Raw genomic sequence first — 24,677 nt, 5'->3', positions numbered from 1 at the left:
TGCGGTTTGCAGGCTACGCCGCCGCGCCGATCACCGCCGGTGACGATCGGCGCGCGGGGGTGGCGCCGGGCGGGCCGGGCCGCATCGGGGGGTGAAGGGACGACACGGCCCACCCGGCGCCCTTTGGGGGCGGGGGTTGTGCTGGTCGCGCCACGCACCGTGGGGCGGATCGGCTGGGCCGGCGTTACCGCCGGTGACCTCGGGGGCCGGCCGGGAAGTGAATTCCGCGACACGTGGTGAATGACGCTCGCAGCATTGTGGGCCGCAGGCCGCCCCGGCGGGAGTCCCGGGACGGCCGGTATCGTCATACTGTCGGAAACCCGACAGAAGTCAGCCCCGGACGGCCGCGACCGCCTCGGCCAGCCGCCGGACACCCTCGTCGATCCGGTCGGCGGTGACCGCCGAGAACGCCAGCCGCAGGGCGTGCTGGCCGCCCTCGACGACGAAGTCGCTGCCCTTGACCACGGCCACCCCGCGCTCGGCGGCGGCCGGGGCCAGCCGGTCGACCAGCACGTCCTCGGGCAGCTCGATCCAGAGGAAGTAGCCGCCGTCCGGCTCGACGAAGCGGGCCTCCGGGATGCGCCGGCGCAGCGACTCGGCGAGCACCCGGGCCCGCTCGCCGAGCGCGGCGCGTACGGTCTCGATCGAGCGGTCGATGTCGCCGGAGACGCAGAACTGGTGCACGATCGCCTCGGAGACCATGCCGGGCGAGATGTAGAGGCTGGTCGCCTTCTTGGCGATGTCGGCGATCAGGTCCGCCGGACCGACCAGGTAACCGACCCGCACCCCGGGGCAGACCGTCTTGGTGAAGCTGGAGGCGTGCACCACCACACCCCGGGTGTCCAGCGAGAGCATCGAGGGCAGTGCCTCGCCGCGGAACCGGATGTCGGCGTACGGGTCGTCCTCGAAGATGGTGAACTCGTACTCGGCGGCGAGGTCGAGCAGTTCGCGCCGCTTCTCCAGGGAGAGCGTCACGCCCGCCGGGTTCTGGTAGTTCGGGATGATGTGGGCCAGCCGCGGGCGCACCCCCGACTCCAGCAGCTTGCGCAGCTCGGCGGTGTCCAGGCCGTCCGGCTGGATGGTGACGCCGTGCAGCTCGCTGCCCATCCGCTGCAGATTGAGCAGGGTCCGGTCGTAGGTGGGCCGCTCGACCACCACCGCGTCGCCGGGGCGGACCAGGTGGTCGAAGAGGAACGCGTCGGCCTGCAACGAGCCGTTGGTGACCAGCACCTGCTCCGCCTTCACCCCGTGCTTCGCGGCGATCCACTCGCGCAACGGGAGGTAGCCGACGGAGGTGCCGTAGGCGGTCACCCCGGCGGGGTCGGCGTCGAACGCGCGGACGGCGGCGGCCTTGAGCCCCTCGACATCGACGATGTCCAGTGAGGGAGCGCCACGGGCGAAGGAGATCAGCTGCTCGGCGGTCATGGCTGTTCAGCGTACGGGCGGCGACGGGGTGCGCGCGGACGGCACGGCGATGTCCGCATCCTGAGCCACCGGGTCGGGTGACCTGCGTCGACCGGTGGCCGACAGATCGGACCGGAAGGCCGAGCGGGTCGTGCTGCGCGTACCGGAACAGCCCCTCCGCCCCGACCCGCGAGCCGTGCGCCGGACGGAGCCGCGGCTCAGCCGGCGCCGACCATCCGGCTGCCGGCCCAGACCCGCACGATGTCCCGGACGGAGATCACCCCGGCCACCTCGCGGCCGTCGAGCACCACCAGGTGCCGGAACCCGCCCCGGGCCATCGCCGCGGCCGCCTCCTCCACCGTCCACTCCGGCCCGGCGTAGACGACGTCCCAGGTCAGGTGCTCACCGGTCCGCTCGACGTCGCAGTCCAGCCCGGCCCCGATCGCTTTCAGCACGTCACGTTCCGTCATGATCCCGACTCCCTCGGAGTCCGGGTCGATCACGACCGCCGACCCGACCCCGCGGGCCGTCATCATCCGCGCGGCCTGACGGAGCGTGTGCTCCGGGCCGACCACGAGAACCTCGTTGGACATCGCTTCCCGAACCTGCATCACGCATCACCCCTGTGGGACGGTGGCACCCGGTACGGACATCGTGGACCCCGGAGGTTTCCGGGACAAGACCGGGCATCGCCGCCACGCCCGGGCGCTCGCTACTGTCGTGGCGTGTCCACCGAGCCTCTGCGCTGCGCCGGCGCCCTGATCGTCGACGACGACGCCCGCCTCTTCTTCCAACGGCGGTCCGCCGACCGGCGCCTTTTTCCCAACTGTTGGGACATCGTCGGGGGGCACCTGGAGCCCGGCGAGGAGGTCGACGACGCGCTGCGCCGCGAGGTGACCGAGGAGACCGGGTGGACCGTCTCGCACGTGCTCGGCCAGGTCGGCGAGTACCGCTACGTCGGCGACGACGGGGTGGCCCGGGTGGAGAGCGACTGGCTGGTCCGGGTCGACGGCGACCTGGCCCGCCCCCGGCTCGAGGCGGGCAAGCACACCGAGTTCCGCTGGCTCCGCGCCGACGAACTGGCCCTGCTCGACGAGCACCGCGACGTCAACGACGGGCTGATCCGGCGGATCGCCGAGGAAGCCTTCGCCGCCCTGCGTTCGATCGGTCTGTGAACGACGCCGTCGAGCTGCCGCCGCACCGGTTCGCCGGGCTGGTGGCCCCGGCGGTCGACCGGGCCTTCGTCGCCGCCATGCTGGCCGGACGCGACGGCGGCGGCGCCGAACTCAGCCAGCGCTACGGCGGACCGGCCGCGACCGGCTTCCTGGTGGAGTTCCGCACCCGGCTCGCGATGCCCGGCGGGACCGTGGACGGAGCCGGCTTCGCCGCGGTCACCCGCTACCGGGACCCGGCCGCCTGCCAGCGGGCCCTGGACAAACAGGTCGCGTACGGGATGATCCACCGCCGGCCGGACGGTGGCCTCTCCGCCACCGACCGCGGCGCGGCCTTCCTCACGGAGCTGTGGCAGGTGCACGCCGAGGTCACCGAGGAGCTCTGGGCCGGGCACGAGGAGCGGGTCGTCCGGCTGGTCGCGGCGCTCGGCCGGCTGCTGACGTACGCGCTGGTCCACGCCGAGGAGGAGGGGGACGGAACGGGCGCGGCGTTCGCCGCGACGGCGCCGCCGTACGAGCCGGACGGCACCCCGCCCGGGGTGCTGCTGCTCAACCGGCTCGGCACGCTGCGCTACCACCGGGCCGACGCGCACGCCGCCGCGTGGGCCGCCGCCGGGCACACCGCGTCGAGCGTCGCCGCCCTGCCGGCCGGGCCGGAGCGGCTCGCCATCGACCTGGAGACCGACCGGCGGGCGGCCCCGCCCTATCTGGTGCTGACCCCCGAGGAGCGGCTGGCGATGCTCGCCGACCTGGCGGCGCTGCCCGGCTGAACCGGTTGGCCACGGCCGCTCTGTCACGCAGCGCTATCCTCCACCGGTGACCGGGAGTCGTACGAGGGAGGACGTCGGATGATCGGGATGGTGCTCGCGGCCGGGGCGGGGCGCCGGCTGCGCCCGTACACCGACACCCTGCCCAAGGCGCTGGTGCCGGTGGACGGGGACACCACCATCCTGGACATCGCGCTGCGCAACCTGGCCGAGGTGGGGCTCACCGACATCGTGATCGTGGTCGGCTACGCGGCGGACGCGGTCCGCGAGCGGCAGGCCGACCTGGAGAAGCGGTACGGCGTCACGCTCACCCTGGTGCACAACGACAAGGCCGAGGAGTGGAACAACGCCTACTCGCTCTGGCTGGCCCGGGAGCACTTCGCCCGGGGCGTGCTGCTGGTCAACGGCGACACCGTGCACCCGGTGAGCGTGGAGAAGACCCTGCTGGCCGAGCGCGGCCCGGGCATCCTGCTGGCGATCGACACGATCAAGGCGCTGGCCGAGGAGGAGATGAAGACCACCTTCGACGCGGCCGGCCAGCTCACCCGGATCACCAAGGTCATGGAACCCGGCGAGGCGTACGGGGAGTACATCGGCGCGACGCTGATCGAGCCGCAGGTGGCCGACGCCCTGGCCGACGCGCTGGAGGCGACCTGGCGGCGCGACCCGAACCTCTACTACGAGGACGGCTACCAGGAGTTCGCCGACCGCGGCGGCGAGGTGCGGGCCGCGCCGATCGGGGACGTCTCCTGGGTCGAGGTCGACAACCACGCCGACCTGGCCCGGGCCCGGGAGATCGCGTGCCGCTACTAGCCCGTACGGTGCTGACCCCGCTGCACATCGACGTGCGGCGTGGGGCGGTCGCCGACCTGGCCTCGATCCTGGTCGACGGGCGGATCTCGTCCGGCGGGGACGTCGCGGTGGTGGTCGGCCCCGGTCAGGGCGAGCGGATCGCCGAGCTGATCCGGCCGTCGCTGCGGTCGGCGGACGTGTTCACCGTCGCGGGTGCCACCCTCGACTCCGCCGACGACCTGGGCAGCAAGCTCCGCGCCCGGTCCTACGACGCGGTGGTCGGCATCGGTGGCGGCAAGACGATCGACGTCGCCAAGTACGCCGCCACCCGTCGCGGCCTGCCGATGGTCTCGGTGGCCACCAGCCTCGCCAACGACGGGATCGCCTCCCCGGTGGCCAGCCTGGTCACCGACGGGATCAAGGGCTCCTACGGCGTGCACATCCCGATCGCGGTGATCGTCGACCTCGACTTCGTGGAGAGCGGGCCCGAGCGGCACAACCGCGCGGGCATCGGCGACGTGGTGAGCAACATCAGCGCGCTGGCCGACTGGGAGCTGGCCCGGCGGGTCCGGGGCGAGCCGGTGGACGGCCTGGCCGCCTCACTGGCCCGGATGGGCGCCGAGGCGGTGCTCGCCCACCCCGGCGACATGACCGACGACGCGTTCGTCACCGTGCTCGCCGAGGCGCTGATCTCCAGCGGTCTGGCGATGGCGGTCTGCGGCACCAGCCGGCCGTCCAGCGGCGGCTGCCACGAGATCATGCACGCCGTCGACGCGCTCTTCCCCGGCACCGCCTCGCACGGCGAACTCGCGGGGCTCGGAGCGTTGTTCTGCACCTGGCTCCGCGGTGACCAGCGGCGCTTCGCGGAGATGTCGGCCTGTTTGACCCGGCACAACCTGCCCCGGCTCCCGGGCGAGGTGGGGCTCACCGACGACCAGTTCGTGGAGGCGGTGCAGTTCGCGCCGGCCACCCGGCCGGACCGCTACACGATCCTCGAACACCTGGCGATGACGCCTACCGAGACGCGGCAACGGCTGGCAGACTACGCCGGTGCAATCCGCGACCACCTTGGCTGAGCCCCGTCCCACCGTCGCCGACTTCCACCGGGTCAACCGGGGCGGCGGTCTGTTCAGCGAATCGATCAGCCAGTGGCTGGGCGCGGTCTTCGCGCTCGTCGCGCAGCGCCTCGGGCTGCGGCCGACCGCGCTGACCGTCACCAACCTGGTGCTCGGCCTGGCCACCTCGGTCACCGTGGTGGCGCTCGCCGGGCCGGTCGCCGCCGGCGACGTGCCGGCCTGGCTGGTCGGGCTGCTCGCGCTGGTCGGCTGGCAGGTCGCGTACTCCCTGGACTGCGCGGACGGGCAGCTGGCCCGGGTGACCGGCCAGGGCAGCGCGGCCGGCGCCCGGGTCGACGTGCTCTGCGACGTGGCGGCGCAGATCGCCCTGGTCGCCGCCCTGTCGGCGACCGCGGTGGCGCAGCGGCCGTCCACCCCGACCTGGCTGGTGGCGATCTTCGCCGGCACCTGGATGGTCAACCTGGTCACCTCGGTCATGCAGGCCGGCCCGAACGCCGCGAGCATGGTCACCTCGACCTCGCTGCCGGTACGCCTGGCGAAGCTGGTCCGCGACTACGGCGCGGTGATCTTCGTGGCCGCGCTGGTGCTGCTCCTCGCCCCAGCCCTGGCGTTCTGGGTGATCGTCGCGTTCACCGTCGTCAACGGCGGCTTCCTGCTGGCCAGCATCGCCTTCTCCGCCCGCGCCTCACTCCGCTGACGCCCCGCGTCCCGCGTCCCGCGTCCCGCGTCGAGAGATCTTGGTAGCAAGTGGCCCCTATAGGGGCCGTTTCCTACCAAGATCTATTCGTCATGCCAGCGAGTGGAACGGTGCTCCCAATTGACGGTCACAAGGGGCCGGGGCGGGACGGCGAAACGGGCGGGCCGGTCGGGACGGGCTTGAGGCGGCGGGGTCAGCGGTCGACGGGCTTTCCGGTGCGGATCACGTCGGCGTAGATGTCGATGAGCTGCTTGGTGACCACGTCGGGGTGGAAGGTGCGCTCGTAGCGGGCGCGGGCGGCGGCCGCCAGCGTCGCGGCGCCGGCCCGGGCCACCGGGAGCGCACCGGCCAGCGCGGCCGGCTCCGGCGGCACCACCCAGCCCGCCTCGCCCGGCACCACGCCGGTCGGCAGGGCGGCCGTCCCGGCACCGGGGACGGCGGAGGCGACCGCGGCCGGGCCGGTGCCGGCCGGTTCCCGTGGGGTGTCCGCGCCGACCAGGTAGGGGATGCCACCCAGGGCGGTGCCGAGCACCGGCCGGCCGGCGGCCAGCGCCTCGATGATCACGGTGGGCAGCACGTCGTGCCAGGTCGAGGTGGCCAGCACCACCGCGCTCGACTCCAGCGCGGCACGCACTCCGGCGCGGTCCAGCGGGCCGAGGAAGGTGACGTCCGCCCGCTCGGCGGCCGCCGCCTCGACCAGCGGGCGCAGTTCACCGTCGCCGGCGATGCGCAGCGGGCCGAGCGCGCCGTCCGGGTGCCGCCGCCACGCGTCCAGCAGCAGATCCAGCCCCTTCTCCGGGGAGAGCCGGCCGAGGAAGAGGAAGCCGTCACCGAGGGGGGCGGGCCGGCCCGGGTCGGGGATGCCGTTCGGCTTCACCACGATCCGCTCGGCGGGGATGCCGTAGTCGCGCAGGTGGTCGGCGACCGCCGAGGTGAGCGCGATGAACCGGTCCACCGAGCGCCAGGTGCCCCGGTGCACCGCCAGCGTGGTGGCCATCAGCGCGCTCTGCGCCCGCGACCCCCGGTAGCAGCGGTGGACGATCGCCGGCACGCCCAGCGCCCGGCCCCGGCAGTCCTGGCAGATCATCCCGTCCCGGAAGTAGAGCCCGGAGGAGCAGACCTGCCGGTAGTTGTGCACCGTCTGCACCACCGGCACGCCGTGCCGGTGCGCCGTCCGCACCACCCAGGGCGAGATCAGCGGGTACGGATTGTGCAGGTGCAGCACGTCCGGCCGGTGCTCGGTGAGCAACCGGCTGAGGTCCTGCTGGGCGCGGGGCGCGTAGATCGGGGAGATCGGCAGCAGCGCCTTGGCCGTCTTCGGCATCGTCGGGATCTCGTCCGAGCTGCGCAGGAAGGGCAGCACCTCGACGCCCGCCGCGGTGAGCTGGGCGATCTCGGCGTCGACGATGGTGTTCTCACCGGACGGCTGGGCTTCCCGGTACCGGTTGTGCGCCACCACGATTCTCACGGGAAAGAAGGCTACCGTTGGCTGATGCCCGAACTCCCGGAGGTTGAGGCGCTCGCGGGCTACCTGCGCGAGCGCGCGGTGGGGCGGCGTGTCGACCGGCTGGAGGTCGCCGCGATCAGCGCCCTGAAGACGTACGACCCGGCGCCGACCGCGGCGGCCGGGCGCGCGGTGGTGGACGCCCGCCGGCACGGCAAGTTCCTCGACGTGGTGCTCGACGGCGACCTGCACCTGGTGGTGCACCTGGCCCGGGCGGGCTGGCTGCACTACCGGGAGGCCTTCGGGTCGGCGGCCCCGCTACGCCCCGGCAAGGGGCCGATCGCGCTGCGGGTACGCCTCGACGACGGCTCCGGCTTCGACCTCACGGAGGCCGGCACCCAGAAGAAGCTGGCCGTCTACCTGGTCACCGACCCGGCGACGGTGCCCGGGGTGGCCAAGCTCGGCCCGGACGCCCTCGCCGCCGACCTGGCCACCTTCAGCGCCCGGCTGCGCAGCCGCCGGGGCCAGGTCAAGGGGGTGCTGACCGACCAGGCGGTGCTCGCCGGGGTCGGCAACGCGTACTCCGACGAGATCCTGCACACGGCGAAGCTCTCCCCGTTCGCGATCACCGACCGGCTGACCGACGACCAGCTGGCGGCGCTGCACGCGGCGACCCGGGAGGTGCTCGGCGACGCGGTGCGCCGGTCGCTCGGCCAGAAGGCGGCGGAGCTGAAGGGCGAGAAGCGCTCCGGACTGAAGGTGCACGCCCGTACCGGCCAGCCCTGCCCGGTCTGCGGGGACACCGTCCGGGAGGTCTCCTTCGCCGACTCCAGCCTCCAGTACTGCCCGACCTGTCAGACCGGCGGCAAGCCGCTGGCTGACCGACGGTTGTCCCGACTTGTACGGTGAGTAACGCCACTCCACGGTTACGGAGAGGAATCGGACTTCGATCGCCGAACCTCCGGTCCGAGTCTCTTCCAGGGTGGCCATCCATCGGTATAGTGGCTCGGTCCCCGGCTTCCAAAGGGCACGGAGCCGGCCAGATCCCTGCCGCACCAGCCAGGCGCACTGTCCTCCGGGTCGGCGTCGGGCCGGTGCCCGCGTGGGAGACTGGGACGGTGGGCGACCCGGGCCCTCACGGCGAGTGAGCGGCACGTGTCATGCGGGAGGACATGGGTGAGGTGACGACAAGCCTCCAGCGCCCGGTAACCAACGAAGGCCGGAGCAAACTCGTGCGGCACGTCGACAGCTTCGAGATCCAGCCGCCGGCACCGCCGTCCCACAACGGCGTACCCCGCTCGGCGTGGGCCCGGGCCCGGCGCCGCGTGTCACGCTGGCACCGTCCCTACATCGCCCTGCTGCTGCTGCTCGACTTCGCGGCGGCGGCCGTGGCCAGCCTGATCGCCATCCAGGCGTTCGACCAGTCCCGGGCCGGCTTCTACAACGCCGAGCAGGACCCGACCTGGTTCCACACCGTGGCGTTCGTGCTGCTGCCGCTCGGCTGGGTGGTGATCCTCTGGGGCAACCGCGCCTACGACCGGCGCTACCTCGGCCTCGGCCCGGACGAGTTCAAGCGGGTGATCCGGGCCGGCGTCGCCGTCGCGGCCACGGTCTCGTTCATCGCCTTCGCCACCAAAACCGATCTGTCCCGGTACACCGTCGGCACCGCCCTGCTCGCGGCGTTGATGCTGATCCTGCTGAACCGGATCCTCTGCCGCTTCGTGCTGCACGTGGTCCGCCGCAACATCGGCCAGGCCGGACACCGGATGGTGCTGGTCGGCACCCTGCCGGAGTGCCTCGAGGTCTACACCGCGGTCACCCGCAACCCGGCGGCCGGGCTGATGCCGGTCGCCATCCACGTCACCGACGGCTACGCGGCCGCCCGGGGCATGCAGACCCCGGTCCCGGTGTACGCGGGCCGCGACGTGCTGGCCCTGGTCCGCGAGGTCGGCGGTGACACCATCGCGGTCTGCGGCTCGGCCAGCGCCGAGCCGGGTGAGCTGCGCCGGCTGGCCTGGCAGCTGGAGGGCTCCGGCGTCGACCTGGTCGTCGCGCCGCAGCTGACCGACATCGCCGGCCCCCGGGTGCACATCCGGCCGATCGAGGGCCTGCCGCTGCTGCACGTGGAGGAGCCGACCCTGTCCGGGCCGGCGCTGCTGGCCAAGAACCTGATGGACCGGGTGGCCGCCGGGCTCGGCCTGCTGCTGCTGATCCCGGTCTTCCTGGCCATCGCGATCGCGATCCGGATCTCCGACCCGGGGCCGGTCTTCTTCCGCCAGCCCCGGGTGGGCCACGAGGGGCGCACCTTCCGGGTGTGGAAGTTCCGGACCATGTACGTCGACGCCGAGGAGCGGCTGGCCAGCCTGGTCGACCAGAACGAGACCGACGGCATGCTGTTCAAGATGAAGCAGGACCCCCGGGTCTTCCCGGTGGGCCGCTTCCTGCGGGCCACCTCGCTCGACGAGCTGCCGCAGCTGATCAACGTGCTCTGGGGCGAGATGTCGCTGGTCGGGCCGCGTCCGCTCCCGGCCGACGACGGCGACTTCCTCGGCGACGTGCGCCGCCGGCTGCTGGTCCGCCCCGGCATGACCGGGCTCTGGCAGGTCTCCGGCCGCTCCGACCTCTCCTGGGATGAGGCGGTCCGGCTGGACCTCTACTACGTCGACAACTGGTCGCTGGCGTACGACCTGAGCATCCTGTGGCGCACGGTCGGCGTGGTGCTCGCCCGCAAGGGCGCGTACTGACCCCTTGGCGTCGGGGGCCCGGAGCCGACAGGATCTGCGCGTGGATGGCAACCTCTCCGCCGTCTTCGGCGTCGTCTCGCTGGTCACCGCGCTGGGCGCGGCCCTGTTCGCGGTGGTCCGGCTGCGCGGCCGACGGGGCATCGCCACCGCCACCCAGCGGGCCACCTACGAGGTGCTGCACACCGCCGGGCTGGCCGCCGAGCCGCTGCGCGCCGGGCTGAGCGCGGCGAACGCGGCAAAGGCCGCACGCCACCTGCGCGCCCTGGTGGGCGCGGTCGGGCTGGCCCTGACCGACCAGGCGGAGCTGCTCGCCCTGGACGGGCGGGGCGGGCACCACGGCGGGCAACTGGCCGCGGCGGCCCGCCGGGCCGTGGCGGCCGGGCGTTCGACCGTGCTGGGCAGCGCGGAGCTGCACTGCGACCGGGTCGACTGCCCGGTCCGCGGCGCGGTGGTGGCGCCACTGGCCGGCCCGGACGGGCGGGTGGTCGGCGCGCTGGTCGCGATCGCCGACGCCGCGCCCGCGCCCGGGCTGGTGCAGGCCACCCTGGAAACCGCGCACTGGGCCGGCAACCAGCTCGCGCTCGCCGAGCTGGACTCGTCCCGGGAGCGGCTGGCCCGGGCCGAGATCCGGGCGTTGCGGGCGCAGATCAGCCCGCACTTCATCTACAACGCGCTGACCGCGATCGGCTCTTTCGTCCGCACCGACCCGGAGCGGGCCCGGGAGCTGATCCTGGAGTTCGCCGAGTTCACCCGCTACTCGTTCCGGGCGCACGGGGAGTTCACCACGCTGGCCGAGGAGCTGCGCTCGATCGACCGCTACCTGACCATCGAGCGGGCCCGGTTCGGCGACCGGCTCCAGGTGCGGTTGCAGATCGCCCCGGAGGTGCTGCCGGTGACGCTGCCGTTCCTCTGCCTGCAGCCGCTGGTGGAGAATGCGGTCCGGCACGGGTTGTCCCGCAAGCCGGGCACGGGCATGGTGAGCATCGAGGCCCGGGACGCGGGCGCGGAGTGCCACATCACGGTGGAGGACGACGGGGTGGGGATGGATCCGGCCACGCTGACCGCCGGCATCGCCGAACTGGCGGCCGGCGACCCGGGCGACGACCCGGGCCAGCACGTCGGCCTCTCCAACGTCGACGAGCGGCTCCGGTCGGTCTTCGGGGACGGCTTCGGCCTGGTCGTCGAGACCGGGCTGGGCTCGGGCACCAAGGTGAGCATGCGGGTGCCGAAGTTCCACCCGGGCGTACGGGCGGGCTCGTGAGCGCGAGGAGTGCGCCGGGTCTGCGAGCCCCACAGCCGCGAACCGGGTTGGTGCCGTGAGCGAGCGGACGGAGCGGGTCAGCCCGGTGAGCCCGTCCGGGTTCCTCCGGGTGCTGGCGGTCGACGACGAACCGCCGGCGCTGGACGAACTGGCCTACCACCTGCGGTCGGATCCCCGGGTTGCCCGGCTGCACACGGCCGGGGACGCCACCGAGGCGCTCCGGGTGCTCCGCGACGGCGACGTGGACGTGGTCTTCCTCGACATCCGGATGCCCGGCCTGGACGGCATGGAGCTGGCCCGGGTGCTGCGCCGGTTCGCCCGGCCGCCGGCGATCGTCTTCGTCACCGCGTACGACGACGGGGCGGTGGACGCCTTCGACCTCGGCGCCACCGACTACGTCCGCAAGCCGGTCCGCGCCGAGCGGCTCGCCGAGTCGCTGCGCCGGGTGATCGGCTCCCGGGTGGTGCCGTCGCACCCGGCCGCGCTGGCCCGGGCCGAGGAGGACCCGACCATCCCGATCGAGCTCGCCGGCACCACCCGGATGCTGCCCCGCTCGGCGGTGCGCTGGGTGGAGGCGCAGGGCGACTACGCCCGGCTGCACACCGCCGACGGTTCGCACCTGGTCCGGGTGTCGCTGGCGACCCTGGCCGAACGCTGGGCGGACGCCGGGTTCGTCCGGATCCACCGGTCGTACCTGGTGCAGCTGAAGCTGATCGCCGAGCTGCGGCTGGTCAACTCCGGGTACGTGGTGGTGATCGACTCGACCGAGCTGCCGGTGAGCCGGCGGCACACCCGGGAACTGAAGGACAAGCTGGTGCGGGCGGCGAAGCAGGACTGGAACCGCTGACCGCGGCGCCAGCCCGGCCCGCTCCGGCGGCCGTCAGGCCTCGACCCGCCCCTTTGGGTAACGCGGATGGCGGTCACCCGGTCCCGGGACAGCGGGGATTCCGGCTGCGCGGCGATGCGCCGCCAAAGGTTGCTTCCGGACGCCGGGAATAGGAGCCGCCTTTCGTACGCTGTACGGTACTCCGTACGAGAATGGAGACCGCCTTGTTCGACGCCGCGACCGAATTCGACCGCCAACTCGACCGCCTGGTGGAACTGGGCTACCCGGCGCTCGCCAACCTGACCGAGGACGCCTTCCGGGAACTGGTCGCCCCGCTGCGGGCGGCGGCCGTCACCGGCACCGCGGGCCTGCCCGCGCCCACCGAGGCACGGGTGCCGTTCCTGCTGGTGGTCACCCGTGACCTGGTGCCGGTCGAGGAGCGACTGGCACTCACCACGCTGGCCGGCAAGCGCAAGACGGGCTTCCTGGACCGGCACTACGCCGAGGGCGACCTGGCGAGGTTCGACCCGATCAAGGAACTGGAGGTGCCCGACGGCCCGGCGTACCTGCTCTTCGACGTGGACCGGGGCGAGGAGACGCTGAACCTGGCGCCGTCGGCCGCGATGGAGGTGATCACCGCTCAGGACCGGCTGCCGCTCACCATCGACGAGGGGCTCGCCTTCGTCACGCTGTACCCGGCGGCGCTGGCCAAGAACAAGTGCTTCTCGCTGGTCGGCTCGCGCTGCGGCGACAAGCGGGTGCCGGCGATCTGGATCAGCCAGGGCGCGCCGAAGCTCGGCTGGTGCTGGTACGGCAACCCGCACACCTGGCTCGGCTCCGCCTCCGCCCGCCCCGAGCGGGTCGGGCTGGACTGACCCGGCTACCGGCCGTCGGTACGCGAGGCGGGGCGTACCCAGGCCGGACCGGAGCAGCTACCCGCCGGAACCCAGCATGGCCCGCTGCTGCGGGATCACCTCGGTCGGCGCGTCGTCCAGCGGCGCCCGAGGTGATCCCGCGAGCGGGCGCCCCGGCTCCTCGGCGACCGCGCTCTGCTCGGAAGCGGCCACCTGGGAGCCCGACCGCCGGAGCAGGAAGCTCGGGGTCCAGTCCTTGAGCCGCAGCGCCGGCCTCTCGACCAGCTTCCAGGACAGGAACGCCGCCGCCCAGGCAGCCGCCATGGACATCGCCGCGAACGGCACGAAGCCCCAGCGGCTCCACCCGAGGCTCGCCATCACCTGCTGGAAGACGAAGCCGTAGATGTAGATGCCGTACGAGTAGTCGTTCTTGCGACCCACCCAGTGGAGCTGGCGCGGCATCCGCACCGACAGCCAGATCAGCAGGTACGCGAAGGCGGGCAGGCCGATGACGAAGAAGCCGCCGAAGAGCAGCGACAGGGCCAGCGCCACCGCCGAGCCGATGCCCAGCGCGTCGTTGATCGGCACCCGCTCCCGGTACAGCTCGAGGGTGGCTCCGACGGCGAAGAGGAAGCCGAGGTAGACGATCCAGTGGAAGCTGAGCCCGCCGACCAGCGGCGCCTGGAAACTCCCGCTCACCGTCGAGGCCGGCCCGCTCCACTGCTCGGAGCTCCACCAGTCCATCGCGATGAAGCAGTAGAGGGCGACGGTCACGAAGAACACGAAGCGCCGCGCCTGCCGCAGCACCGCGGTGGTCGCCAGCACGGCCACCAGGACGTAGCAGAACATCTCGTACTTCAGCGACCACAGCGCGCCGTTGAAGACGCTGTTGCCGGTCTTGCGGCCGTACGGCGTGCTCTCCGCGAGCAGGTCGTGGATGCCGTACTGCCGCACGCCGGTCCACCAGTTGGCCTGCAGGTAGGCCAGGGGGCCGCCCGAGCTCCACGGCTCGTCGAAGTATCCGCCGATGGTGCCGGTCTCGCGCAGCGCGACCAGCGGCGCGACCACCAACGCGGTGACCAGCAGGCACACCCACAGGCCGGGGAAGATGCGCAGGCAACGGTGCCAGATGTAGCGGCCCAGGCTGGCCCGCCGGCCGCTGCGGGTGATCAGCAGCCCGGAGAGCACGAAGAAGCCGTAGACAGCCAGGGTGCCGACGTTGGTCTGCCGTCCGGTGAGGTGGTAGCCGAGGTCGTGGGCCCCGAAACCGAGCGGCTTCGAGTGCGACAGCACTACGCCGAGGGCAAGACACAGCCGGATCAGACCGATGCCGTTGCTTCGGCCCGAGAGCAGGTCACCCAGCGTGCCACGCGACCGGACGAGGGCTGAAGTTGTCATACGGCCAGGAACCTCTCAACCATCAGGCGAGCACCGCGCTGACGGAGTGCTCCCACAGTTGCTCAATTCAGGGGTACAGCTCCGCACTCGGGCGACCAGCAGAGCGCCTCGGCGCCCCGTTGAATGCGCAGCTGCGGCCAGGTGATCCTTGGGGCATCGACGAGACGTTGCACGATAACACGGAAGCTCACGGATGCTCCGCCCACGGACGTCGGTGGCGCACGTTGTCCACAGGTTGTCCACAGCCTCGGTGGACAACTCTTGACATTCCCGTTGAGCAGATGAGACTGCCCAGGTGGCCGCTGCCGACGATCCCGTCCCGGCGCCCCGGGCGCCGGAGCCGCCCCGGCGCGCCCGGATCGTGCTGGCCGAGGTGTCCCGGCGCGACGACCGGGCCGACCGCACCCGCACCGAGCTGGCCCAGCAGACCCGCGTCGGCGAGGCGCTGGTCCGCGGCCTGGTCCGCGCCCAACTGGCGCTGGCGCTGCGGCTGTCCCTGGTGGTCGCGATCGGGCTCGGCGGGTTGCCCTGGCTCTTCGCCATCGCGCCCTCGGTCGGCCGGGTCACCGTGCTCGGCGTCAACCTGCCCTGGCTGCTGCTCGGCGTGGTGTCGTTTCCGTTCCTGATCGCGGTCGGCTGGGCGTACGTGCGGCTGGCCGAGCGGAACGAGCAGGACTTCACCGACCTGGTCCAGCGACCGGAGCGCTGAGGTGGGCAACAGCTTCGTGGTGCCGGCGATCGTCGCGGTCACCCTGGTGACCGTCGGGATCGGCTTCTACGGGCTGCGGCTGGCCCGCACCACCTCCGACTTCCTGGTCGCCTCCCGGGTGATCAGCCCCACCTGGAACGCGGCGGCGATCGGCGGGGAGTACCTCTCCGCGGCGAGCTTCCTCGGCGTCGCCGGCCTGGTGCTCAAGTACGGCGTGGACGTGCTCTGGTACCCGGTCGGCTTCGCCGCCGGCTACCTCGCCCTGCTGCTCTTCGTCGCCGCGCCGCTGCGCCGCTCCGGCGCGTTCACCCTGCCCGACTTCTGCGAACTGCGGCTCGGTTCGCGCCGGCTGCGCACCCTGGCCACCGTCTTCGTGATCTTCATCGGTTGGCTCTACCTGGTGCCGCAGTTGCAGGGGGCCGGGTTGACGTTGACCACGGTGACCGGCGCCGCGTACCCGGTGGGCGCGCTGGTGGTGGCCGTGGTGGTGACCGCGAACGTGGCGCTCGGCGGCATGCGCGCGATCACCTTCGTGCAGGCCTTCCAGTACTGGCTGAAGCTGACCGCGCTCGCCGTACCGGCGATCTTCCTGGCGCTGCAGTGGCAGGCCGACGCCCGCCCGGCGGTGACCCCGCCGGACGGGCCGACGTTCCGGGCGGCGACCACCGTCGTGGTCGAGCACCGGGCGACCCTCACCCTGCCCGACGGCCGGACCCGGGAGGTACGCCCCGGCGACGAGTTGGCCTTCGCCGCCGGTGACCCGGTGCCGAAGGTCTCCGGGGTCGCCACCGACGCCACCGACTGGCTGCTGCCCAGCACCGCCGGGGACGACGACCGGGGACTCTTCGCGACCTACTCGCTGATCCTGGCGACCTTCCTCGGCACCATGGGGTTGCCGCACGTGCTGGTGCGCTTCTACACCAACCCGGACGGCGCGGCCGCGCGCCGCACCACACTGGTGGTGCTCGCCCTGGTCGGCGCGTTCTACCTGCTCCCCACCATCTACGGGGTGCTCGGCCGGATCTACACCCCGCACCTGCTGGTCACCGGGCAGACCGACGCGGTGGTGGTGCTGCTGCCCGAGGCCGCGCTCGGCGACGGCACCACCGGGCGGCTACTCGCCGCGCTGGTCGCGGCGGGCGCGTTCGCGGCCTTCCTCTCCACCTCGTCCGGGCTGCTCACCAGCGTCGCCGGGGTGATCTCGACGGACGTGCTCGGGCGCGGCTCGGTACGCGGCTTCCGGCTGGCCACCGTGATCGCCGGCGCGGTGCCGACGGTGCTCGCGCTCAACCTCGCCGGGCTCGACGTCTCGCAGGTGGTCGGGCTGGCCTTCGCGGTCGCCGCGTCCAGCTTCTGCCCGCTGCTGGTGCTCGGCATCTGGTGGCGCGGGCTGACCGACCTGGGCGCCGCCGCCGGGATCCTGGTCGGCGGCGGCGCCGCGATCGTCGCGGTGCTGGTCACCGTCGTCGGGCCGCCGCTGTCCGGCTGGCCGGCCACGCTCACCGCGCAGCCGGCCGCCTGGACGGTGCCGCTGGCCTTCACCGTGATGGTGGCGGTGTCGCTGGCCAGCCGCCGCCGGGCCCCGGCCGACGTCGGGGCCACCATGCTCCGCCTGCACACCCCGGAGAGCCTGCGGCTCTAGCGGGTCAGCAGCAGTTGTCCACCTCGCAGAGCCGGTCGGGTGGCCCGCCGGATACGCCTGCGGGATGACAGCGGGTCATTCCTCGGCCGGACCAGCAACTGGTCACGGGCGGATACGGTCGGGTCCATGACTGGTGAGCACCCCGCCCTGTCGCTGCGTGGCCTGGCGAAGCGGTTCGACGCCAAGGTCGCGGTGGCCGGCGTCGACCTCGACGTGCCGGCCGGTTCCTTCTACGGCCTGCTCGGCCCGAACGGCGCCGGCAAGACCACCACCCTGTCGATGGCCGTCGGGCTGCTCCGCCCGGACGCCGGCGGGGCGTGGGTGCTCGGGCACGACGTCTGGGCCGACCCGGTCGGGGCGAAGCGGCTGCTCGGCGTCATGCCGGACGGCGTACGCCTCTTCGACCGGCTCAGCGGCGCGGAGCTGCTCGCGTACCACGGCCTGCTGCGCGGCATGGACCCGGCGGTGGTCGACCAGCGGGCGGCCGAGCTGATCGACGTGCTCGCGCTCGGCGACGCCGGGCGGACCCTGGTGGTGGACTACTCCGCCGGCATGAAGAAGAAGATCGGCCTGGCCTGCGCGCTGCTGCACGGGCCGCGGCTGCTCGTGCTCGACGAACCGTTCGAGGCGGTCGACCCGGTCTCCGCCGCGCTGATCCGGGACATCCTCCAGCGGTACGTGACCGGCGGCGGGACGGTGGTCTTCTCCAGTCACGTGATGGAGGTCGTCGAGCGGCTCTGCTCGCACGTGGCGATCCTGGCCGCCGGCACCATCAAGCGGGTCGGCACGCTGGCGGAGGTCCGCGGGGGCCGGTCGCTGGAGGAGGTCTTCGTCGAGGTGGTCGGCGGGCGGACGGCGACCGGTGAGGAACTGGCGTGGCTGTCCCGGTGACCGCCCCGGCCGCGGCGGCCCGCCGGGTGTCCGCGCGCCACTTCGTCCGGCTCAAGCTCCGGGTGATGGCCAACAACTTCCGTGGCCAGGGCTGGCGGATCGCGCTCTACGTGGTCGGCGCGGTGGTCGGACTCTGGTTCGCCGGCAGCGGCTTCTTCCTGTTCGCCGCCCCCGGCCTGGCCGGCAGCGACCGGTACGCGCTGATGGTCGCCGCGTTCGGCGGCGGCCTGATGGTGCTCGGCTGGATGCTGCTGCCGCTGGTCTTCTTCGGGGTGGACGAGACGCTCGACCCGGCCCGGTTCGCGCTGCTGCCGCTGTCCCGGCGCACCCTGGTCACCGGGCTGCTCGCGGCGGCCCTGGTGAGCGTGCCGGCGGTCGCGGTGCTGCTCGCGCTCTCCGGGTTGGTGGTCACCGCCGGCGCGCTCGGTGGCTGGTCGGCGGCCCTGGTCGAAGCGGTCGGGGTGGTCGCCGGGCTGCTGCTCTGCGTCGCCGCCGCCCGGGCGGTCACCAGCGCGTTCGCGTCCATGCTCCGCTCGCGCCGGGTCCGCGACCTGGCCGGCGTGCTGCTCGCGGTGGCCGCCGCGCTGCTCGGCCCGCTGCAGATCTTCGGCCTGGCGGCGCTGCGCGAGACGGACTGGGACCGGCTCGATCCGGTGGCGGAGGTGGTCGGCTGGACCCCGTTCGGCGCGCCCTGGACGGCCGGCGTCGACGTGGCCGAGGGGCGGGTCTGGGCCGCGCCGCTCAAGCTGCTGATCACCGCGCTCGCCCTGCTGGCGCTGCTCGCCTGGTGGTCCCGGTCGCTGGAGTCGGCCATGGTCGGTGCGGCGAGCGCCGGGCCGGCCCCGGCGCGCCGCGGCCCGGCCGGCGGCGCGGTGGCGCAGCTCTTCCCGCGCTGGGTCGGTTGGGCCCGGCGGGACCGGTTCGGCGCACTGGTGGCCCGGGAGGCCCGCTACTGGTGGCGGGACGCCCGGCGGCGGGCGAACCTGATCACCGTGGCGGTCGTCGGCCTCTTCGTCCCCGTCATGGTCAACCTGGGCGGCCCGAACCTCGCCGCCGGCGACACCCCGGGGCTCGCCGTGCCCGACGCCTCGTCGCCGGTGCTGGTCAGCCTCTCCATGCTCTTCGTGGGCGTGCTCGCCTCGGTGACCCTGGCCAACCAGTTCGGTTTCGACGGCAGCGCGTACGCCGCGCACGTGGTGGCCGGCGTGCCCGGCCAGCAGGAGCTGCGGGCCCGGATGGCGGCCTTCTCGCTCTACGTGCTGCCGATGCTGGGGCTGGTCTCGGTCGCGCTGGCGGTGATCCTCGGCCGGCCCGGCTGGATCGGGGTGACCGCCGGCAGCCTGCTCGCCACCTACGGCGCCGGGCTGGCGGTGAACAGCTTCGTCTCGGTGCTCGGGGCGTACGCGCTGCCGGAGACGAGCAACCCGTTCGCGCTGAACAGCGGCGCCGGGGTGGCGAAGAGCTTCCTCACCCTGCTGGCCATGGTGAGCACCGCGGTCGCGGCCGTGCCGATGGTGGTGGCCGCGGCACTGCTCGGCGACGTCTGGCACTGGCTGGCCCTGCCGGTCGGCGCGGGCTACGGCGTGGGGGCGGCGCTGCTCGGCGCGTACCTGGCCGGCGACGTGCTGGACCGGCGGCAGCCGGAACTGCTCGCCACGGTCACCCCGCGCCGCTGACCGCCGACGCCCCCGCTGAAGAGCCGCCACCCGCCGGCACAACCTGAGGGCATCGTTGAGATCTTGGAGAGAAAGGGCCCCCGGGGGGGCCGGAATCGTCCAAGATCTACTAGCGCCGCGCCCCCGGCGTGGGCCGAGCGGGCAGAGCCGGCACGGGCGGGTGGGGCGGGCGGCAGAATGTTCCACGTGAATCATGAGCCGGGCGCCGAGATCCACCACACCGATCCGTTCGCCGTGCCGGCCGGGCAGCGCTCCCCCGTACGCCGACTGCGGGGTCGGCTGGCCGCGCCGGTGACGCTCTGGACGGCGCCCGGGCCGGCGGGCCTGACGGTGTCGTCCACCCTGGTGGCCGAGGGCGAGCCGGACCGGCTGCTCGGGCTGATCGACCCGGAGTCCGACCTGTGGGCGGCGGCGGAGGAGGCCGGCCGGTTCGCGGTGGCTCCGCTGGGCCCGCCGCACCGGCAACTCGCCGACCGGTTCGCCGGTCTCTTCCCGTCGCCCGGCGGCCTCTTCGCCACCGGCGGGTGGACCGACACGCCCTACGGTCCGGTGCCGGCCGACGCCGGCGGCTGGGCCGGCTGCCGGCTGGACACCGCCCGGGAGTACGGCTGGGGCCTGCTGGTGGAGGCCGTCATCGTGGCCGTCGAGCTGACCGAGGAGACGGACCCGCTGCTGCACTACCGGGGCCGGTACCGCGAGCTGGCCTGATCCACCCCGGCGAGCACGCCGGCCGTCGACCGGGCCCACCACCCGACCGCTCATCGGAGTGAGCTGGGTCACTCGGCGCAGCCACCGTGCCGTTCGGCGCAACCGGCGACCAGCGTCGATCTCACCCTTCCCCGGCGGGCCGCGGGCTTCCTACCGTGCGCGGAAATCCCCGATGCCTGTGAAGGTGGTGATCCACAGATGTCCACGGACACACCCGCGCCGGCCGACGCGTCCACGCCGGACCGGTATCTCGCCGTACAGCGGTCGGACGAGTTCGCCGGGTTACGCCGCGCGCTGCGCGGCTTCGTCTTCCCGATGACCGTCGCGTTCTTCCTGTGGTACGCGCTCTACGTGATCCTGTCCGCGTACGCCCGGGACTTCATGGGCACGAAGCTCTTCGGCAACATCAACGTCGCGCTGGTCTTCGGGCTGCTCCAGTTCGTGTCCACGTTCCTCATCGCGTGGTTCTACTCCCGGTACGCCGACCGGAAGATCGACCCGGTCGCCGACCGGATCCGCGCCGAGATCGGGGAGGTGACCCATGAACACGGTCCTCGCGGCTGAGGCGGGCGACACCACCGCCCGCAACCTCACGATCACGCTCTTCCTGGTCTTCGTGGCGGTGACCCTGGCCATCACCATCTGGGCCAGCCGGCAGACCAAGACCGCCACCGACTTCTACGCCGGCGGCCGGTCCTTCTCCGGCTTCCAGAACGGCATGGCGATCGGCGGCGACTACATGTCGGCGGCGTCGTTCCTCGGCATCGCCGGCCTCATCGCCCTCTACGGCTACGACGGCTTCCTCTACTCGATCGGCTTCCTGGTCGCCTGGCTGGTGGCGCTGCTGCTGGTCGCCGAACTGCTGCGCAACTCCGGCCGCTACACCATGGCCGACGTGCTGGCCTTCCGGATGCGCCAGCGCCCGGTGCGGACCGCAGCGGCGGTCTCCACCATCACCGTGTCGATCTTCTACCTGCTGGCCCAGATGGTCGGCGCGGGTGCCCTGGTGGCGCTGCTGCTCGGGATCAGGCCGGGGACCACCTTCCTCGGCATGGACGCGGACGCCGCGAAGATCGCCACCATCATCATGGTCGGCGCCCTGATGATCATCTACGTCACGGTGGGTGGCATGAAGGGCACCACCTACGTGCAGATCGTCAAGGCGTTCCTGCTGATGGGCGGCGCGATCATCATGACGCTGCTGGTGCTGGCCAAGTACAAGTTCAACCTCTCCTCGCTGCTCGGCGACGCCGCGTCGTCCTCGGGCAAGGGCAGCGCCTTCCTCGAACCGGGCCTGCGGTACGGGGTCGAGGTGGCCGGCAACGCGACGCAGACCTTCTACAACAAGATGGACCTGCTCTCGCTCGGCATCGCCCTGGTGCTCGGCACCGCCGGCCTGCCGCACATCCTGATCCGCTTCTACACCGTCCCGACCGCGAAGGCGGCCCGCAAGAGCGTGCTCTGGGCGATCGGCATCATCGGCACCTTCTACCTGCTCACCCTGGCCCTCGGCTTCGGCGCGGCGGCCCTGGTGGGTGGGGAGGCGATCACCGCCCAGGACCGGGCCGGCAACACCGCCGCACCACAGCTGGCCGAGGCGCTCGGAGTGGACTTCCTCGGCGGCGACCTGGGCGGGGCGACGCTGCTGGCGGTCATCGCGGCGGTCGCCTTCGCGACCATCCTGGCCGTGGTCGCCGGGTTGACCCTGGCCTCGTCGTCGAGCCTCGCGCACGACTTCTACGCCAATGTGATGAAGAACGGGCAGGCGTCGGAGCGGCAGGAGGTGTCGGTCGCCCGGATCTCCGCGCTGGTGATCGGCGCGGTCTCGATCGTGCTCTCCATCTTCGCGCAGAACCTGAACGTGGCGTTCCTGGTGGCGTTGGCGTTCGCGGTGGCCGCCTCCGGCAACCTGCCGGCGATCCTCTACAGCCTGTTCTGGAAGCGGTTCAACACCTCGGGAGCGGTCTGGGCGATCTACGGCGGCCTGCTCTCGGCCGTGCTGCTGGTGTTCTTCTCGCCGGTGGTCTCCGGGGCCGCGACGTCGATGTTCCCGGACCAGGACTGGCAGTGGTTCCCGCTGTCCAACCCGGGCATCCTCTCCATCCCGTTCGGCTTCCTGTGCGGGTGGATCGGCACCGTCATCTCGAAGGAACGCAACGACGAGAAGTACGCCGAACTGGAGGTGCGCGCCCTCACCGGGGCCGGCGCGCACTGAGCCGGTCCGGTACGGCGGGCCCCCGGTCACCTCGACCGGGGGCCCGCCCGCGTACCGGGTGCGGTCAAGGGGAGCCGGACCGCACCCGGTGAGTAGGCTGACCGCCATGAAGGTTGCTGCCCGCTTCGGACCGGATCACCGCATCCTCGTCACCGGCGGCGCCGGCTTCGTGCCGTCGCACCTGGTGGACGCCCTGATCGCCCGGGGCTGCACGGTGGTCGCGCTGGACAACTTCGTCACCGGCTCGAAGGAGAACGTCGCCCACCTGCTCGACGAGCCGCGGTTCACGCTGGTGGAGGCGGACATCTCCGAGGGGCTGCCGGCCCACCCGGCGCTGGCCGAGCGGTTCGACGCCATCCTGCACATGGCCTCCCCGGCCAGCCCGACGGATTTCGAGAAGCTGCCGGTGGAGATCCTCCGGGTCGGCTCGGTGGCCACCCTGCACCTGCTGGACCGCGCGGTCGCCGACGGCGCCCGGTTCCTGATGGCCTCCACCTCCGAGGCGTACGGGGACCCGAAGGAGCACCCGCAGCGCGAGACGTACTGGGGCAACGTCAACCCGATCGGCATCCGCAGCGTCTACGACGAGGCCAAGCGCTTCTCCGAGGCGGCCACCATGGCCTACCACCGCAGCCGCGGGCTGGACGCCGCGATCGTCCGGATCTTCAACACGTACGGCCCGCGGATGCGCCCGGACGACGGGCGGGCGATCCCCACCTTCATCTCCCAGGCGCTGCGCGGCGAGCCGATCACGGTGCACGGCACCGGCAACCAGACCCGCTCGATCTGCTACGTCGAGGACCTCGTCCGCGGGATCCTGCTGCTGCTCGACTCCCGCGAGACCGGGCCGATCAACTGCGGCACCGAGCACGAGATGAGCATGCGGCAACTGGCCGAGACGATCGTGTCACTCTCCGGCAGCAGCTCCGAGGTGACGTACGTCACCCGCAGCGCCGACGACCCGGAGATGCGCCGGCCCGACCTGACCCTCGCCCGCGAACTGCTCGGATACGAGCCGACCGTGGCGCCCGAAGACGGCCTGCGACGCACGATCGAGTACTTCCGCGAGCGGCTAGGGTAACCGCGCCGGCACAACACCGGCCTGTGCATCAGGGCGGTACTCGCCCCGGCTACGTACCCTGAGTTACATGTCAGCGACCACGCCAGCCGGCCTCCCGCTCCCGTACCTGCAGCGCAGCGCCGGGCGCGCGTCGGTGCCCGGCCCCGGTCGGAGCGCCACCGGACGCGCCCGCCCGGGCGAGGCGCGCTGGTATCCGTCGCCCGACGAGCCGCGGGCCGGGGGGCCCGGCGGCCCCGGTGGGCCGATCGGCCCGGACGGCCCCGGTGCCCCGGGCCGGCCGGAGCGGCGCGGCCCGCGCCCGCGGTGGGGCCGGATCGCGCTGGTCGCCGGCGTGGCCGTGCTGGTGCTCGCGCTGCTCGGCGGGGCGGGCGCCTGGTTCTACGCCCGTAACCTGAACAACGACCTGGCCCGCACCGACCCGTTCTCGGAGATCACCGGTGGCCGGCCGGTGAAGCCGGTCGAGGGCGCGCTGAACATCCTGCTGGTCGGCAGCGACTCCCGGGACCCGGACGCCCCGGTGGACCAGGGCAGCAAGTGGCGGGCCGACACGATCATCGTCATGCACATCCCGTCCGACCACCAGCAGGCCTATCTGGTCTCCATTCCGCGCGACCTCTACGTGCCGATCCCCGAGAGCGCCAACGCCGAGTGCGGCTCCGGCCGGCGCGGGAAGATCAACGCGGCGTTCGCGTTCGGTGGGCTGCCGCTGGCGGTACGGACCGTGGAGTGCTTCAGCGACGTCCGGCTCGACCACGTGATGGCGATCGACTTCGCCGGCTTCAAGCAGGTCACCGACGCGCTCGGCGGCGTGGACCTGAAGGTGGAGCGGACCATCACCTCGATCCACAAGCCGTACCGGACGTTCACCAAGGGCGTCAACCACATGGACGGCGCCGAGGCGCTGGACTGGATCCGGCAGCGCAAGCAGTTCCCGGACGGCGACTTCGCCCGGATGCGGCACCAGCAGGAGTTCCTCCGCGCGCTGATGGACAAGGCGGCGAGCAGCGGCACCCTGACCAACCCGAAGAAGCTGCACGACTTCCTCCAGTCGGTGACCGACGCGGTAACCGTCGACCAGGGCTTCTCGTTGATGGACATGGCGGTGCAGTTCCGCAACCTGCGCGGCCAGAACCTCACCTTCGTCACCAGCCCGCACGTGGGCAGCCAGACGATCAACGGGGAGTCGGTGGTGGTATCCGACCGGGAGAAGGCCCTCGCGATGTACCGGGCGATGGCCGGCGACACGATGGCCGACTGGGTGAAGGCCAACCAGAAGGTGGACGGCAACGGCGGCTGACCGCCGCGGGGCGCACGGGACGT

The 24,677-nt window shown here is 72.7% G+C and carries 22 protein-coding genes and 1 pseudogene; 19 read left to right on the top strand and 4 right to left on the bottom strand.

Going from position 1 to position 24,677, the window contains the following annotated elements:
• Nucleotides 1-330 precede the first annotated feature (330 nt).
• Nucleotides 331-1,425: an aminotransferase-like domain-containing protein gene (locus tag AC1WTP_RS16440; RefSeq protein WP_481650123.1), complete on the bottom strand. Its 1,095-nt coding sequence runs from the start codon at nucleotides 1,423-1,425 to the stop codon at nucleotides 331-333.
• Between the two features lie 197 nt (nucleotides 1,426-1,622).
• A complete protein-coding gene (locus AC1WTP_RS16435; RefSeq protein WP_481650122.1) occupies nucleotides 1,623-2,015 on the bottom strand; it encodes a CBS domain-containing protein in 393 nt (130 codons plus the stop codon).
• A 114-nt stretch (nucleotides 2,016-2,129) separates the two neighbouring features.
• On the opposite strand from AC1WTP_RS16435, the gene AC1WTP_RS16430 reads away from it, so the two are divergent.
• The 5 genes from AC1WTP_RS16430 (at nucleotide 2,130) to AC1WTP_RS16410 (ending at nucleotide 5,908) form a co-directional block, all read left to right on the top strand.
• Nucleotides 2,130-2,579 (top strand): NUDIX hydrolase, encoded by a 450-nt coding sequence (locus AC1WTP_RS16430; protein ID WP_447138189.1) that lies wholly within the window; start codon nucleotides 2,130-2,132, stop codon nucleotides 2,577-2,579.
• Entirely contained in the window at nucleotides 2,576-3,346 is a 771-nt protein-coding gene (locus tag AC1WTP_RS16425; RefSeq protein ID WP_481650121.1) for a hypothetical protein, read from the top strand. The genes AC1WTP_RS16430 and AC1WTP_RS16425 overlap by 4 nt, the downstream gene beginning before the upstream one ends.
• Before the next feature lie 78 nt (nucleotides 3,347-3,424).
• Nucleotides 3,425-4,156, top strand: a complete 732-nt coding sequence (locus AC1WTP_RS16420) for a phosphocholine cytidylyltransferase family protein (protein WP_481650120.1) — start codon at nucleotides 3,425-3,427, stop codon at nucleotides 4,154-4,156.
• Nucleotides 4,144-5,211, top strand: coding sequence for an iron-containing alcohol dehydrogenase family protein (locus tag AC1WTP_RS16415; protein ID WP_481650119.1), 1,068 nt, complete (start codon nucleotides 4,144-4,146; stop codon nucleotides 5,209-5,211). Before AC1WTP_RS16420 ends, AC1WTP_RS16415 begins: the two co-directional genes overlap by 13 nt.
• The gene (locus tag AC1WTP_RS16410; RefSeq protein ID WP_481650118.1) at nucleotides 5,186-5,908 is read left to right on the top strand and encodes a CDP-alcohol phosphatidyltransferase family protein; all 723 of its coding nucleotides are present in this window, start codon (nucleotides 5,186-5,188) and stop codon (nucleotides 5,906-5,908) included. The genes AC1WTP_RS16415 and AC1WTP_RS16410 overlap by 26 nt, the downstream gene beginning before the upstream one ends.
• Nucleotides 5,909-6,101: 193 nt before the next feature.
• On the opposite strand, the gene AC1WTP_RS16405 is transcribed toward AC1WTP_RS16410, so the two are convergent.
• The gene (locus AC1WTP_RS16405; RefSeq protein WP_481650117.1) at nucleotides 6,102-7,376 is read right to left on the bottom strand and encodes a glycosyltransferase family 4 protein; all 1,275 of its coding nucleotides are present in this window, start codon (nucleotides 7,374-7,376) and stop codon (nucleotides 6,102-6,104) included.
• Between the two features lie 24 nt (nucleotides 7,377-7,400).
• On the opposite strand from AC1WTP_RS16405, the gene AC1WTP_RS16400 reads away from it, so the two are divergent.
• The 5 genes from AC1WTP_RS16400 (at nucleotide 7,401) to AC1WTP_RS16380 (ending at nucleotide 13,058) form a co-directional block, all read left to right on the top strand.
• Nucleotides 7,401-8,261, top strand: coding sequence for an Fpg/Nei family DNA glycosylase (locus AC1WTP_RS16400; protein ID WP_481650116.1), 861 nt, complete (start codon nucleotides 7,401-7,403; stop codon nucleotides 8,259-8,261).
• A 263-nt stretch (nucleotides 8,262-8,524) separates the two neighbouring features.
• Nucleotides 8,525-10,096 carry a sugar transferase gene (locus AC1WTP_RS16395; RefSeq protein ID WP_481650193.1) on the top strand — a complete coding sequence of 524 codons (1,572 nt, stop codon included), beginning with the start codon at nucleotides 8,525-8,527 and terminating at the stop codon, nucleotides 10,094-10,096.
• Between the two features lie 40 nt (nucleotides 10,097-10,136).
• Nucleotides 10,137-11,357 (top strand): sensor histidine kinase, encoded by a 1,221-nt coding sequence (locus AC1WTP_RS16390; RefSeq protein ID WP_481650115.1) that lies wholly within the window; start codon nucleotides 10,137-10,139, stop codon nucleotides 11,355-11,357.
• Between the two features lie 85 nt (nucleotides 11,358-11,442).
• A complete protein-coding gene (locus AC1WTP_RS16385) occupies nucleotides 11,443-12,204 on the top strand; it encodes a LytR/AlgR family response regulator transcription factor (RefSeq protein WP_481650192.1) in 762 nt (253 codons plus the stop codon).
• Nucleotides 12,205-12,395: 191 nt separating this feature from the next.
• The gene (locus tag AC1WTP_RS16380; protein WP_481650114.1) at nucleotides 12,396-13,058 is read left to right on the top strand and encodes a DUF5701 family protein; all 663 of its coding nucleotides are present in this window, start codon (nucleotides 12,396-12,398) and stop codon (nucleotides 13,056-13,058) included.
• A gap of 57 nt (nucleotides 13,059-13,115) precedes the next feature.
• Here AC1WTP_RS16380 and AC1WTP_RS16375 read toward each other — a convergent pair whose 3' ends face one another.
• A complete protein-coding gene (locus AC1WTP_RS16375; protein WP_481650113.1) occupies nucleotides 13,116-14,435 on the bottom strand; it encodes an acyltransferase family protein in 1,320 nt (439 codons plus the stop codon).
• A 295-nt stretch (nucleotides 14,436-14,730) separates the two neighbouring features.
• Here AC1WTP_RS16375 and AC1WTP_RS16370 point away from each other — a divergent pair, with 295 nt between their 5' ends.
• The 9 genes and pseudogenes from AC1WTP_RS16370 (at nucleotide 14,731) to AC1WTP_RS16330 (ending at nucleotide 24,654) form a co-directional block, all read left to right on the top strand.
• Entirely contained in the window at nucleotides 14,731-15,144 is a 414-nt protein-coding gene (locus AC1WTP_RS16370; protein WP_447138172.1) for a hypothetical protein, read from the top strand.
• Nucleotide 15,145: 1 nt separating this feature from the next.
• Nucleotides 15,146-16,786, top strand: coding sequence for a sodium/solute symporter (locus AC1WTP_RS16365; protein ID WP_481650112.1), 1,641 nt, complete (start codon nucleotides 15,146-15,148; stop codon nucleotides 16,784-16,786).
• Nucleotides 16,787-16,912: 126 nt separating this feature from the next.
• A complete protein-coding gene (locus tag AC1WTP_RS16360) occupies nucleotides 16,913-17,677 on the top strand; it encodes an ABC transporter ATP-binding protein (RefSeq protein WP_481650111.1) in 765 nt (254 codons plus the stop codon).
• Nucleotides 17,662-19,353, top strand: a complete 1,692-nt coding sequence (locus tag AC1WTP_RS16355) for an ABC transporter permease (protein ID WP_481650110.1) — start codon at nucleotides 17,662-17,664, stop codon at nucleotides 19,351-19,353. Before AC1WTP_RS16360 ends, AC1WTP_RS16355 begins: the two co-directional genes overlap by 16 nt.
• A gap of 156 nt (nucleotides 19,354-19,509) precedes the next feature.
• Nucleotides 19,510-20,061: pseudogene (locus tag AC1WTP_RS16350) on the top strand (flavin reductase family protein); the annotation flags it as partial.
• Between the two features lie 198 nt (nucleotides 20,062-20,259).
• Nucleotides 20,260-20,625 carry a DUF485 domain-containing protein gene (locus AC1WTP_RS16345; RefSeq protein WP_481650109.1) on the top strand — a complete coding sequence of 122 codons (366 nt, stop codon included), beginning with the start codon at nucleotides 20,260-20,262 and terminating at the stop codon, nucleotides 20,623-20,625.
• On the top strand, nucleotides 20,603-22,276 hold the full coding sequence (locus tag AC1WTP_RS16340) for a solute symporter family protein (RefSeq protein WP_481650108.1): 1,674 nt from the start codon (nucleotides 20,603-20,605) through the stop codon (nucleotides 22,274-22,276). Before AC1WTP_RS16345 ends, AC1WTP_RS16340 begins: the two co-directional genes overlap by 23 nt.
• Before the next feature lie 106 nt (nucleotides 22,277-22,382).
• Complete coding sequence (locus AC1WTP_RS16335; RefSeq protein WP_481650107.1) at nucleotides 22,383-23,357, top strand: UDP-glucuronic acid decarboxylase family protein; 975 nt, start codon at nucleotides 22,383-22,385, stop codon at nucleotides 23,355-23,357.
• A gap of 67 nt (nucleotides 23,358-23,424) precedes the next feature.
• Entirely contained in the window at nucleotides 23,425-24,654 is a 1,230-nt protein-coding gene (locus AC1WTP_RS16330) for an LCP family protein (protein WP_481650106.1), read from the top strand.
• Nucleotides 24,655-24,677: the final 23 nt, after the last annotated feature.

The organism is Micromonospora sp. R311 (genome assembly GCF_056780015.1).
Note: the sequence above shows the minus strand (reverse complement) of the source record. Positions and strands in the feature narration are given on the sequence as shown.